The sequence below is a fragment of the Paractinoplanes maris genome (assembly GCF_023544465.1).
In the GTDB taxonomy this organism is placed as follows: domain Bacteria; phylum Actinomycetota; class Actinomycetes; order Mycobacteriales; family Micromonosporaceae; genus Actinoplanes; species Actinoplanes maris.
The window spans coordinates 133166-146147 of the sequence record NZ_JALPVL010000008.1 but is presented as its reverse complement, the minus strand read 5'-3'; the positions used below and the strand labels follow the sequence as shown (position 1 = coordinate 146147).

Annotated in this window: 11 protein-coding genes and 1 riboswitch; of the genes, 1 reads left to right on the top strand and 10 read right to left on the bottom strand. The window is 70.3% G+C overall.

Going from position 1 to position 12982, the window contains the following annotated elements; all coding sequences use genetic code 11:
- Positions 1 to 19: 19 nt before the first annotated feature.
- The gene (locus NAG42_RS23600; protein ID WP_250033137.1) at positions 20 to 2944 is read right to left on the bottom strand and encodes a Calx-beta domain-containing protein; all 2925 of its coding nucleotides are present in this window, start codon (positions 2942 to 2944) and stop codon (positions 20 to 22) included.
- A gap of 14 nt (positions 2945 to 2958) precedes the next feature.
- Positions 2959 to 3038, bottom strand: a riboswitch (cyclic di-GMP riboswitch).
- 252 nt (positions 3039 to 3290) lie between these two features.
- Positions 3291 to 4481 (bottom strand): hypothetical protein, encoded by a 1191-nt coding sequence (locus NAG42_RS23595; protein ID WP_250033135.1) that lies wholly within the window; start codon positions 4479 to 4481, stop codon positions 3291 to 3293.
- A 218-nt stretch (positions 4482 to 4699) separates the two neighbouring features.
- On the opposite strand from NAG42_RS23595, the gene phoA reads away from it, so the two are divergent.
- Positions 4700 to 6058 carry an alkaline phosphatase gene (phoA, locus tag NAG42_RS23590; RefSeq protein WP_250033134.1) on the top strand — a complete coding sequence of 453 codons (1359 nt, stop codon included), beginning with the start codon at positions 4700 to 4702 and terminating at the stop codon, positions 6056 to 6058.
- Here phoA and NAG42_RS23585 read toward each other — a convergent pair.
- The 8 genes from NAG42_RS23585 to NAG42_RS23550 form a co-directional block, all read right to left on the bottom strand.
- The gene (locus NAG42_RS23585; protein ID WP_250033132.1) at positions 6027 to 6254 is read right to left on the bottom strand and encodes a ferredoxin; all 228 of its coding nucleotides are present in this window, start codon (positions 6252 to 6254) and stop codon (positions 6027 to 6029) included. The genes phoA and NAG42_RS23585 overlap by 32 nt on opposite strands.
- Positions 6255 to 6313: 59 nt before the next feature.
- On the bottom strand, positions 6314 to 7537 hold the full coding sequence (locus NAG42_RS23580) for an NADH-ubiquinone oxidoreductase-F iron-sulfur binding region domain-containing protein (RefSeq protein WP_250033130.1): 1224 nt from the start codon (positions 7535 to 7537) through the stop codon (positions 6314 to 6316).
- Entirely contained in the window at positions 7534 to 8232 is a 699-nt protein-coding gene (locus NAG42_RS23575) for a ferric reductase-like transmembrane domain-containing protein (RefSeq protein ID WP_250033128.1), read from the bottom strand. The genes NAG42_RS23580 and NAG42_RS23575 overlap by 4 nt, the downstream gene beginning before the upstream one ends.
- Positions 8225 to 9181 carry an FAD:protein FMN transferase gene (locus NAG42_RS23570; RefSeq protein WP_250033127.1) on the bottom strand — a complete coding sequence of 319 codons (957 nt, stop codon included), beginning with the start codon at positions 9179 to 9181 and terminating at the stop codon, positions 8225 to 8227. Before NAG42_RS23570 ends, NAG42_RS23575 begins: the two co-directional genes overlap by 8 nt.
- Positions 9182 to 9571: 390 nt before the next feature.
- The gene (locus tag NAG42_RS23565; protein ID WP_250033125.1) at positions 9572 to 10189 is read right to left on the bottom strand and encodes a response regulator; all 618 of its coding nucleotides are present in this window, start codon (positions 10187 to 10189) and stop codon (positions 9572 to 9574) included.
- Positions 10186 to 11376: a sensor histidine kinase gene (locus tag NAG42_RS23560; protein ID WP_250033124.1), complete on the bottom strand. Its 1191-nt coding sequence runs from the start codon at positions 11374 to 11376 to the stop codon at positions 10186 to 10188. Before NAG42_RS23560 ends, NAG42_RS23565 begins: the two co-directional genes overlap by 4 nt.
- Complete coding sequence (locus NAG42_RS23555) at positions 11337 to 12128, bottom strand: ABC transporter permease (protein WP_250033122.1); 792 nt, start codon at positions 12126 to 12128, stop codon at positions 11337 to 11339. Before NAG42_RS23555 ends, NAG42_RS23560 begins: the two co-directional genes overlap by 40 nt.
- Complete coding sequence (locus tag NAG42_RS23550) at positions 12125 to 12970, bottom strand: ABC transporter ATP-binding protein (protein ID WP_438872444.1); 846 nt, start codon at positions 12968 to 12970, stop codon at positions 12125 to 12127. The genes NAG42_RS23555 and NAG42_RS23550 overlap by 4 nt, the downstream gene beginning before the upstream one ends.
- Positions 12971 to 12982 lie beyond the last annotated feature (12 nt).

Below are 12982 nucleotides of genomic sequence, written 5' to 3'. Positions count from 1 at the left end.
CCGTCCTACTTACTGGGGCTTACTTGATGACCGGGCGGACGATGTCCGACCAACCCGGGCCGTTGATGCCCCGGCCGGCGTCACCCTCGACCCAGGCGCGGAGCGCGATCGTGCCCGAGGGCACCACCGTCGTGGCGGCGTAGGCGCCGTTCACGTTGGCCCGGCTCACCAGGAGGTTGGTCCAGGTGTTGGGGCCGGTCCAGCGCTGGACGACGACCTTGCGGCCGTTGGCGTTCGGGCTGGTCTTGACGGTCACCGAGACGCGACCCTTCGAGGGCGAGGTCGCCGTCAGGGACGCCCACTGGTTGACCAGCACCCGCGCCTCGTTGGAGTTGACCTCCTTGGACTGCGTGACGAAACGCATGCCCTGGACGATCGAACGCGTGAACGAGTAGTTGCCGGTCGCGGTGGCCTTGGTGTTGGCGATCCAGGCCGGAGCGCCGCCGCCGATCGGGGCACCCCACAGCTCGACCGTGGCGTTGGCCGCGACCTTACCGGTGATCGTGACGTTGGCCGCACCGTTGACCGTGGCCGGGGCGAAAATAGTGGGCTTCGGCGACTCGCCGGGCTCACCGGGCTCGCCCGGGTTGGTGGGAACCTCGTCCGCGCCGTCGTTGGCCGCGATGGTCAGCGTGCCGGGGACCACCTTGCCGGCGGTGCCGAAGGCGCTACCGGTGATGAGAACGGTCTCGGCCGGCTCGGAGGCCTCGTCGTCGGCCACCGTGACCGGGTCGCCGACGCGGACCGTGGTGCCGGAGATCGTGCCACCGTCGATGGTGACGCCGACCGTGCCCGGGTCGGTGAAGTCGTTCGCCGAGGCGGCGACGCTGCCGTTGACCGAGCCGCCGCGCAGAGTGACGTTGTAGGTCAGCGTGTTCTGAGCCGCGCCGACCGTCACCGCGGTGAGCTGGACGTCGTCGCCCTCTTCGGCGTCGGCGTCGTTGATCTGCAGGGACGGAGCGGCGTCATCGTCGGTGATCGTGACCTTGGCCGTCTTGCCCGTCCCGGTCACGAGGGTCTCGGTGAGCGTCGTCGGTGAGACCGTGAGGGTGAACGACTCGTCGCCCTCGTAGACGTCATCCCCGTTGACCAAGAAGTAGGCATAGCCGGTTGTCTGACCGGCCGGGATGATCACAGGAGTGGCCGGCGCGACGTAGTCGACCTCACCCAGGCCCGCCCCGGTGTTCGTGGCAACGCCCGGCCCGGGCGTGCCCGATGGCGTCACGGTGAAGGCCGCGTTCGTGTCGGTCGCCGCGCTGAGCTTGATCGGAAGGACCGCTACGGTGCCCTCCGAGCCTTCCTTCACGCTGAGCGGTGCGACTGAGTAGGTCGCCGTCGAGTCGTCATTCCTGATGGTGAAATCTTGCGGACCGTTGGCCGACGTCGCCAGCTCGGCGACGCCGGTGGGAACGGTCAGAGTAACGGTGAATTTCTCGTCGAGCTCGAGCGCAGTGTCGCCCACGACGTTGACCGAGAACGTCTTCTCCGTCTCGCCCGGCTGGAAGATCAAGGAACCGGACGACATGATGAAGTCAGAACCCTGCTTGGCGCTGCTTTCGTCGGTCGCGTAGTTGACGACGACCTTCCGGCCCGAGGCCTTGTCCAGACGCACAGTAAAGGTCTGCGCCTTCTGGCCCGAGTTGCCCTCGGCCGCAGAGCGAGTGGTTGGAAGCAGCCGCACCTCCGGCGGCAGGTTCTCGTCGGTGATCCTGCCAGTAGCCACGCTCTTGTCACCGAGCTTGCCGATCACCGGCTTCGACAGCGTGAGATGCAAAGCCTCGGGGTCGATCTCGTCAATAGAGTCACGCAGCGTACGGATCTTGACGTGCTGCTGCTTGTTGGCCTCGGTGCTGTCGTCCTCGCCCGTCGCCGCGCGGAACGTCACCGTGCCAGTACCGCCGTTGTAGTCACTGCTGGCGGTAGCGCGGCCCACAGGGTCAGTCGGGTCTGGCACGAAGTCAGACCCAACACCGTCAGCCGTAGTCCAAGTCGCCGAGACGGGCCGCTCCGAGCGAGGGCCGGAAAGCGACACGAGGTAATCAAGGTCAGTGCCCTCGGGGGCCGCGTCCACGGCCTCCACGTTGATCTCGGGCTGCTCCTCGTTGTCCTCGATCCCGACCGTAACCGACTGAGTGCCGCTGGCCGTCGTGCTGCTGGAGCTCTTGACGGTGAACGACTGCGTCTGCTCCTCGTACAGGTGGTCGTTGTTGATTGTGATCGACTCGACGCTGCTGTCGTAGCTCCCGACCGGAACGGTAAGGACGGCGTCACTGGCCAGCGCGACGTAGTCCTGTTCCGCGCCCGCCTTGGCGGAGCCGGGGGTGGTGCTGACGGGGATCCTGACTTCCTTGCCCGACGGAGCACTGAGCATGGCCGAGACCTTGACCGAGCTCGCACCCTCGTCGGGAGTCGTGTCGTCGACCATCAGCCGGTAGGTCGGCGGAGCATCGTTGTCCTTGATGTGGGCGGTCACCGGAATGGAGCTGCCCGGCACCGTGATCGCGATGTCCAGGTTCTCGACGTCCTCCTCGTCCATCGTGTCGTTGACCGTCTGGATCGAGATGGTCTGCGACTGCGGCGAGGTCGCGTTGGTGGCGGCCGGGAAGACGACGGTGCCGGACATCGAGACGACATCATCCGAGTCAGCGGCTGGCAGGTCACCTCCCGTGGCGATCCAAGTCACCTCCTGCTCGGTGACCGGTCCGCCGGTCTCACGGTTGAGGCGGATCTCGATCCGGCCGCCTTCGGTAACGTCGATGTCGGTGGTGCCTACACGTGTGATCTCGCCCGGCACGGCGTAGGCCGGCGAGGCGACCATCACGGCCGGGGCGAAGCCGATCGCGGCCGCTACGGCGACCGCGAGGGTCGTGCGCACGGACTTGGGGCCGCGCAGCATGAACGGAACCGAGCCGCTCGTGGCTGCATGGGCTTTGGAATCGCGCATGTCTTTCTTTCTCCTTCGGCGGCTGGGCTGCCTCCATGGAGGGAGGCCCCTGGCTTTGCGTCCCCGCCTTGCGACGGGTTTGCCTGTTCGGGCACCGCACCTGAGGGCGGCTCGGGGAACCGGCCGGGCCGGTGTAAGCAACGCGAGAGAGTCGCGCCTTCCGTAATCTAACCGGCCTATCACCGCGTTAACGGCGGAACGCTTTTTTCGTCCCAAATAGGCCTTACGGCCCAACGCCACCTCTGCCGACAACCGCCCTCCGGGCTCGATCGCCACCTATCCCGAACCGGACTGCAAGGCTGTTTCAGAGCAGATAGGAATACTCCGCCCAAACCGCCGACACCGGTCAGCGACGGCGCGGAGTCCGCCGCCAGGCGGCACCCAGCAACCACGGCGCCAGGCCAACGGCCAGGAACAGCGTCAGCAGCGGCAATTGCCACCAGCGGGACAGGAAGCGGGACGGCGGCTCGACCGGGACCGCGGCGACCCAGGGGCGGGCGGACTTCGACCAGGCCAGGAAGGCGTCGCCGATGGGGGCGGCTCCGAAGGCGTAGCGCTTGGCTCCTGGGGTGTAGATGGGCAGGCCAGCCACTTCGCCGAAGCGGGAGAGGCCGTCGGCCAGGGTTTCGTCGCCGTGGACTTTGGCGGTGCCGATCGTCACTGCTGTGGCCGACAGGCTCACGCCCAAGACCAGCGGGCCCGAGTCGACGTTCGCCGGGCCGTCGATCCCGGTCGGGTGCTCGCGGATTGTCGGGCCCAGGCCCAGTGGGGCGTCCAGGAACCACGTGCGGAAGCGGGCGTACTGCTGGCGGGCGAAGTCCTGGTCGATCTCGGGCAGGAAGCGGTTGATCAGGCTCTGCGACGTGCCCTGCGCACCTGACGTCGGCTCGCCCGTCTCGGCGTCGGCGGTGTGTGGCATGAGCTGGGTGGTGGGGTCGAGACGGGCCTGCACGTTGGCCAGCCAGCGGATGGCGGTGACGTCGTACGCGGGGGTCAGCAGTTTGTCGCGCAGGCGCAGCGAGGCCAGGGCGACCGTCGAGTCGACTGGCCACGCCTTTCCGGGGTAGGACACCAGGAACGGGGTCGGTGAGGTGTCGAAGGCGGCGGCGATCTCGGCCGAGTCCTGCTCGAAGGCGCGCAGCTGGGCGGCGTCCCGGGCGGCGGCGGGCTCGTGCGAGAGGATGCCGCCGCGCAGCCAGTTGACCCAGCCGCGGTAGAAGACGCCGTACCGCAGGGGCATCTCGCCGGTGAACGGGGCGCGGCCGGCGTCCGATTCGAGCCGGGCCAGCGCCCACCGCGCGTCGTCCAGGCGGCCCAGGTCGACGGCGGTCAGGCCATACAACGCGTACGAGAAGAAGTAGCCCTCGGGGAAGAGCCGCTGCGCGTCCTCGGCCGCCCCGGACTCCAGCTCGGTGCGCAGGAAGGCCAGCTGCCGCCGTACGCCGGACTGGCCGTCGGCCGGGGCGACCAGCCGGACCACCGCCAGGGCCGCGGCAGCACTGATCATCACCGCCAGGACCAGCCGCACCCACCTCACCGGACGAGCTTAGATAGGCGCACCAAACGGGGAGGCGTCTCCACTTACGTGTCGCACCGATCTCAGGGAACTGACAGCACCTGGTTGTTGTCCGTTCACGTCGAACGTCCCCTCCGGCCCGAGTTGGCCGAGGCGTCACTTTCCGGCCACCGGGGCTTCAAGAAAAGCTGATGGCGTGGGCCTCGACAATGCATCAACGCATATTGGAGTGCGCATTCATGAATGCTCTGCGTTCCCGTCGTGGCCGCCTCGCCTTGGCGCTGGTGGCGACCACGGTCGTCGCGGTGCCGTCGGTCGCTCTGGCCGGCGACGCGCACCAGGACCGCACCTGGGCCGCCAAGCAGGCGATCAAGGGCGGTTCGGCTCGCAACGTCATCCTGCTCATCGGTGACGGTATGGGCGACAGCGAGATCACCATCGCCCGCAACTACCAGGTCGGCGCGAACGGCCGGCTGGCCATGGACAAGCTGCCGCTGACCGGCGCCTACACCACCTACGCGGTGCAGAAGGCCGACCCGTCGAAGCCCGACTACGTGACCGACTCGGCCGCGTCGGGTTCGGGCTGGGCGACCGGCCACAAGACCTACAACGGCGCGATCTCGGTGCTGCCGAACGAGAAGCCGGTGCCGACGATCCTCGAGCTCGCCAAGAAGGCCGGCTACAAGACCGGTGACGTCAGCACCGCCGAGCTGCAGGACGCCACCCCGGCCGTGCTCGGCTCGCACGTCGTCAGCCGCGACTGCAAGGGCCCGGACGCGATGGCCGCCTGCGCCGTCAACGACAAGGTGAACGGCGGCGCCGGCTCGATCGCCGAGCAGCTCGTGCAGACCAAGCCGGACGTCCTGCTGGGCGGGGGCAAGCAGTACTTCGACCAGACCGTCAAGGCCGGCCAGTACAAGGGTCTGACCGTGACCCAGCAGGCCCAGGCGAATGGTTACCAGGTCGTCACCGACGCCGCCGGGCTGAGCGCGGCCAGGGGCGACAAGCCGATCCTGGGCGCGTTCGCCAAGAACAACATGGACCTCGAGTGGGTCGGCCCGACCCCGACCCGTACGGGTACCGCGCCGGCCACATGTGCGGTCAACACGGCCCGTACGGCCTCGCAGCCGCACCTGGTCGACATGGCCGGCAAGGCCCTGAACGTGCTGGACCAGCAGACCAAGCGCAGCAAGAAGGGCTTCTTCCTGCAGATCGAGGGTGCCTCGATCGACAAGCAGGACCACGCGGCCAACCCGTGCGGCCAGATCGGTGAGACCGTCGCCTTCGACGCCGCCGTCAAGAAGGTGCTCGAATACCAGAAGCAGCACCCCGACACCCTCGTCGTGGTGACCGCCGACCACGGCCACACCAGCCAGATCGTCGAGGAGGCCACCCTCGGCTACACGGCCACGCTGGTCACCCACGACAACGCGAACATGACGATCTCCTACGCGACGTCCGAGATCACCGGTTCGCAGCAGCACACCGGCACCGAGGTCCGGATCGCCGCCGGCGGCCCGCAGGCGGCCAACGTGCTCGGCGTGACCAACCAGACCGACCTGTTCTTCACGATGAAGCGGGCGCTCGCTCTGCGCTGACCGCGGTCAGACGCAACGCCAGGGCCGGGCATCGGTCCACCGCTTGACGTGCCGCCGGCTCCAGGGCCGGCGGCACCGTCAGGTCGCCCTTCGGCACCGGATAGCCCCAGTCGTCCTCGGCCAGCAACTCCGGCAGCAGCTCCGCACAGAGCCCCCGCCCGTCACACGCGGTCCAGTCGACATGCAACCGGCTCACAACGCCCCCTCCCTGATTCACTGCCGCACCTGCTGGGCTCAGACCCGCATCTCCGCGTTTCATCGGCTCGCCCCGGCAGCCAGGCAGCGGCCCGCGAGATGAGCGGCGACGTCCGGTTCGAAAGCGTGCATCGCGCTCAGAATGAGCCGGGCGGTGCCGTCCGGGTGACGACAGGCGCCCCGGCCGGTCACCAGGCGCGCGAGCCGGTCGACCTCGGCGGGCAGTCCGGGACGGGCCCGGCGGTGCGCGAGATCGGTGAGTGTGCTCGCGAGACGCGGCAAGCCGTTCACGCACGGTCCACATTGGCCGGCCGCCTGATCCGCCAGATATCCCGCGATCCGCGCCGTCTCCATCAACCCGCAGGCGTGCCGGGGCAGAGCGACGATCACACCGGCGCCCGGGCTTGCCCCGTACGCGGTGAGGGCCGCCCGGCTGACCGGCAGCGCGGCCGCCGCCGGCACCCATCCGCCGTGATATCCCCCCACCAGCACCGCGCTCAGCGCAGAGGTGGCACCGCCCGCAGCCGAAATCAGGTCACCCAGCGCCACGCCGTAGCCGGCCTCGACCACACCCGGTGAGGCGACCGCGCCACTGATCGTGGCCAGGAACGTGCCCGGCTCATCGGCCGTGCCCGCGGCGCGGAACCACCCCGGCCCGTACCGGGCGATCATGGCCAGGTGGGCAAGCGTCTCGACGTTCTGCACCAGCGTCGGCGAACCGCCCGGTCCCGACTCGGTGATCCGCACCAGTTTGTCGGCCGGCACCGCACCCCGGCCCGCCACCGCGGCCGCAGCCGCCGTCTCCTCCCCCGCCACGAACGCATCCGGCGCCGCGACCAGCCGAACCGGCACCCGGTCGAGCCCGGCCCGGCGACGAGCGTCGATCAGAGTCTGGAGGGGCCGGTGAGCTGCCGCCGGCACATACAGGACTGCGCTCTGCGCGCCCAGGGCCGCCAGTTGCAGACCGTCGAGGACCAGATTCGGCGCGTACGTCAGAAGCGCACGATCCTTACCGCTGGCCGGTTCGCCTTCCGCCCCGTTCGCGATCACCACCGGCGGGCGACCGGCCGCCGCGACGGCGCTGAGCTTGCGCCACACCGGGAACCCGGCGCCGCCCCGGCCGGTGAGCCCCGCATCCCGGGCCAGGCCGATCACCTGGGCGGCGTCCAGCACCGGAAGGCGTCCATGCTGGGCGAGGTGACTGTCGAGCCGCCCATCGTGCGTGCCGGCCAGCAGCCGAAGCTGCACCCGGCTGCCGGGCGGCGCCTCCACGACGCTGGTCATCGTGCCTCCTCAGGGACGCCGGGCATGCCCGCTGGGGTAGGGCTGCCGGTATGGGGTGACGTGCCGGCATGGGGCGACGGGGCGCCGGCGGGTGTCGGTGTGCTGCCTGACGTCGGCGCTACGGCGGGGAGCAGCCGGGAGTTGACCTGGCGGTCGGCGCGGTGGGGATATCGGGTGAAGGACGGGGTGAGGCGCCAGGCGACGGCGGCCAGGACGGTGGCGGCGCAGAGGGCGGCGATCGACCAGAGCCAGGCCGTGCCGTTGTCCGTGCCGGTGCCGAGGCCGTGCAGCAGCGCGATCGGCCAGCAGAGGTACGCCAGCCAGTGCACGGCCCGCCAGGTGCGGGCGCCCAGGCGGTGCCGCAGGAGGCTGGTGACCACGATCGCGATCACGAGGTCGAACGCCAGCGTGCCGAAGCCCTGCCAGACCGGGCGGTAGTTGCCTGCGAACGGCACCACCAGGTCGAAGACGCGCAGTTGGGCGTACGGGTCGAAGAGCAGGCCGACCACGTGCCCGACCAGGAACACGACTGCGAGCAGGGCCGCGTTGCGGTGCAGCAGGTTCACCGCGAAGCGGGGCAGCCCGAACGCCGTCCGGCCGCTGCGGGCCCCGATGCCCAGCGCGACCACCACGGTCAACAGCACCAGCGAGATCACCCCGCTGCCGCGGGCGAAGTACCAGAGCGCATCAGCCATGCCGCACCTGCGAAGAATGCCTCGCGAAAGGAGCAACGGGAGACGGCCACCCGCCGAGGCGCAGCACGTCGAGCGACGGTGTGACCAACCGCGACGGTGCGCGGCCGAGCAGGGCCGGAGCGCGCTCACCGCGGACCATGGCGGCGGTGCTCAGCGTGTTGGCGCGCAGGCACGAATGAGCGGCGACTGACACCGTGCGCCAGACGGGAGCGGCCGGACGGCCGGTGCGGGGGTCGACGATGTGGTGCAGCAGCTCGCCGGGGCGGCCCCACGTGCGCGACGCTGTGCTGGAGGTGGCCAGAGCGGCGCCGGCCGGGAGCCGTACGGTGCAGGAAGGGTCTCCCGGACGGTCCTGGACCAGCACTCGCCAGCCGCCCTCGGGAGCGGGACCGGCGGTCGCGAGGTCGCCGCCCAGCGCGACCAGCACGCCGACATCCAGCTCAGCGAACACGCGCGCGGCGGCTCGGTCAGCGGCTACCGCCTTGGCGGTGGCGCCCAGGTCCAGGAGCACGCCGTCGGGCACGGTCAGCTCGCGGTCACGCAGTCGCACCGACCGCCAGCCGGGCGAGTCGAAGACGCGGACGGCCGGCGCCACCGGGCGGCCGGTCAGTTCGGCGAAGTCCCGGTCGTAGCCGAGCCCGCACATCGCCGCGCCCACGGTCGGGTCGACGTCACCGCCGGTCTCCCGGGCCGCCGTCAACGCGGCCTCGACCAGCTCGGCGAGCAGCGGGCTGACCGTCACCGGGCGTCCGGAACGGCAGGCCGCGCGCAACTCGCAGTCGGCGCGGAACCGGCTGCACGCCTGGTCGACCGCCGCCAGTCCGGCCCGGACAATCGCGGCTGCTTCGTCGCACTTGTCCGGCGAGGTCACGACGACCCGAGCCGTCGTTCCCCACACGTCCCATTGGGCGGTGTCAGCTCCCACCGGCAGGGTCTCGACGAGCGGCATCTCAGGAACCTCCCGAAGTCGCCTGGCCGCCACCGCTGGTACCGCTGTCGCTGCTGTCGTCGGAGAGCGACGGATAGTCCCCGGTAGTGGTCGAGGACGACGAATCAGAGGTCGCGGACTCATCGGTGGTCGTCGTCGTGGTTGGCGCTGAAGATGCGTACGCGGCGGCGGCCACAGCCGCGGTCCCTACCGCGCTCGCCGCCACCAGGACGCCGGTGAGCAGTGCCGCCCGTCGCCGGCCGGTCTCTCGTTCCATGATCCGCCTCCGTTCGTCGGTGTCCCCTTCCTGGTGACACCTCAGCAACGGTGCGCGTTCCGCCTCGCGTAGACCTATGCGCGACCTTGGCGGTTCCTGTGAAGCCGACGCAGGGGGAGCCGACGCAAGGGAAGCTAAAGCAAGCCGTGCTGCATCGCGGTGGTCACGGCGGCGGTCCGGTCGGCCACGTCGAGCTTGTTGAAGGCGCGCAGCAGGTGGGTCTTCACGGTCGCCTCGCTGATGAAGAGCTCCTTGCCGATGTCGGCGTTGGTCAGGCCGCGCGCGACCAGCCGCAGCACCTCGGCCTCGCGCGCCGACAGGGACGGGCGCGCGGGTTGGCGCACCTGCCGCATGAGGGTCGAGGCCACGCTGGGCGCCAGCACCGTCTCGCCCCGGGCGGCGGCCCGCACCGCGTCGGCCAGTTCCGACGGTGAGGCGTCCTTGAGCAGGTAGCCGCCGGCCCCCGCCTCGATCGCCCGCAGGATGTCGCGGTCGGACTCGTACGTCGTCAGGATCAGCACCCGGACCGCCGGGGTCACCGCGGTGAGGCGTTCGGTGGCCGACACCCCGTCGCCGCCCGGCATCCGCAGGTCCATCAGCACCACGTCGGGGCGCAGGGCGAGGGCGAGCGCGACCCCCTGTTCGCCCGAGGACGCCTCGCCCACCACGGTCAGGTCCGGTTCGGCGTCGAGCATGCCGCGCAGCCCGTGCCGCACCACCGGATGGTCGTCGACCAGCAGGATCGTGATCACGCGAGCACCTCCACCTCGACGGTCGTGCCGGTTTCGGGGTCGCTGCGCACCGTCACGTCTCCCCGCACCTGTTGCACCCGCGCTCTCATGCCGGCCAGACCGTAGCCGTCGGCCTCACCGGGGACGAATCCACCGCCGTCGTCGCGCACCACGAGCCGCACCGACATCGGCGTGTAGGCCAGCAGAACCGCCGCCTCCCGGGCCCGGGCGTGCCGCCGGACGTTGGTCAGCGCCTCCTGCGCCGCCCGAAGCAGCACCACCTCGATCGCCGTGGGCAGCAGCCGTTGCTCGCCGGTGACCCGCAGGGCGGCCGGCACGCCGGACTCCTCGGAGAAGCGGGCGACCTGACGACGTACGGCGGAAGGCAGGGACCCCGATGTCAGCTCGGCCGGCGAGAGGGCCGCGACCAGGCTCCGGGCCTCGGCCAGATTTTCCCGCGCGGTCCGCACCGCGAGCGCCAGATCGGGTTCCGGCGCCTGCAGCAACGTGATGATGCTGGTGAAGCCCTGGGCCAGCGTGTCGTGGATCTCGCCCGCCAGCCGAGCCCGCTCGGCCGTCACCCCGGCCTCCCGGGAGAGGCGCGCGACCTCGGCCCGGCTGCTTTCCAGCTCCCCGATCAGGCGGTGCCGCTCCTGGCTCTGCTGCACCACCCGGACGATCCAGGTGCCGAGAAAGATACCGGCCGCACCCGCGATCAGGGCGATCACGAGGTCGGGCCCGAAGGCGTCCGGCCGCAGGATCAGGTCCGAGACGGGCAGCACCGCGTTCACCGCCACCACCGCGAACACCGCCGTCCGGAGCGGCACCATCTGGAAGATCAGCGGGTTGACGCTGAAGAGCATCCAGTTCGCGTTGGGCACCAGCGTCACCGCCACGGCGAAGAGCACCAGCATGGCCACCAGCAGACCCGGGCGCGCCTCGTCCCGCGCGATCGCCCGCCGCCCGGCCGCGAAATGCAGCACGACGATGCCGGCGATCGCTCCCGTCGCGACGAGTCGCGCGCCCAGGCCGGGGCCCTCCGCGGCGAAGATCACGACTGCCACCGCGGCCGCGATCACCACCAGATAGACGTCCCACCAGAAATTGCGCGACAGATCCGACCGCGACAGATCCGATCGCGCCGGATCCGACCGCGCCGAAGCCACCGTCACCGATCGGGCCGGGTCCACCGGAACGTCACCAGACACAACACCAATGCGATCACACACCAGGCGCCCAGCACCAAGGCCACGCGGCCCAGCTCCCATTGCCCGGCCGCCTCGTTGACGCGCATGCCGTCGGGCAGGAAGACGGAGCGGAAACCCTGCGCCATCCATTTCACCGGGAAGATCGACGCCACCGAGATGAGCCAGGACGGCAGCTGAGTCACCGGGTAGATGAAGACGCCGGAGATGAATTGCAGCGCCACCACGGGCACATTGAGAATGGCGCCGGCCGTGCGAGCGTGCTTGACGATCGCGCTCACCGCCATGCCCAGCAGCGAACAGGCGATCACCGACAGCAGGAAGACCCAGGCGAAGGTCAGCCAGTGCGAGGCATCCGGCAGGGACATGCTGAAGACGAATACACCGATCGCGATGAGGACAACCGTCTCGGCGACGCTGAGAACCAACACCAGGAAAAGCTTGCCCAAGATGTACGAAGTGGCGCTGATCGGCGTGCCGTGCAGGCGCTTGAGGGTGCCGTCCTCGCGATCCATGGCCAGTCCGGCGCCCATCGTCACGAAGGCGGTGGCGAGGATCCCGTACGCGATCATGCTGGCCGTGAAGACGTGGCTGGCACTGACCCCGGGCTGATCGTACGAATCCTGGAAGATCGTGCCGAAGAGCAGCAGAAGCATGCCCGGGAAGGCGAACGTGAAGACCAGGGCCGTGCGGTCCCGGAAGAATTGGATCAGCTCCACGTGACCGCGGCTGACTCCCAGGGTGAGGGTGCTCATCGATGCGCTCCGATCAGGGCCAGATAGGTGTCCTCGAGGGTGGGCCGGGTGACCGTCAGCGTGCTCAGGTCGGTCTTCGCCTCGACCAGTTCGCGGATCAGCGGGGTCGGGTCGGGCACCTGTTCGGTGCGCAGCACGCCGTCCACGCGCCAGCTGACCTTGGCGCCGGCTGACGCGCGCCCGCCGAGCGCGGCCGGGGTGCCCTGGGCGACGATCTCGCCGCCGGCCAGCACGGCCAGCCGGTCGGCCAGCGCCTCGGCCTCCTCCAGGTAGTGCGTGGTCAGCAGGATCGTGGTGCCCTCGCCGGCCAGCGCCCGGATCAGATCCCAGAAGTTCCGCCGCGCCTCGGGGTCGAACCCGGTGGTCGGCTCGTCGAGGAAGAGCAGCTCGGGACGTCCGACGATGCCGAGCGCGACGTCCAGGCGGCGGCGCTGACCGCCGGAGAGCGTCCGGATCCGGCTGTCCTTGCGGTCGGTCAGGCCGACCAGGGCGAGCACCTCGGCCGGCGCGCGCGGGCCGGCGTAGAAGCCGGCCACGTGCTTGACCATCTCGCCGACGGTCAGGTCGGCCGCGTCGTCCGCGTCCTGCAGCACGATGCCGATGCGGGCCCGCCAGTCCGAGCCGGCCGTGCCCGGGTCGGCCCCCAGCACCCGCACCTCGCCGCCGTCGCGCCGCCGGTGTCCCTCCAGGATCTCGGTGGTCGTGGTCTTGCCGGCACCGTTCGGGCCGAGCAGCGCGAACACCTCGCCGCGGGCCACGTCGAGATCGATGCCGCTAACCACTTCCCGGCCCCGGTAGGCCTTGCGCAGGCCCCGCACCTCAATGGCTGTCATGCCCTCGATCGTGCTGGTCCG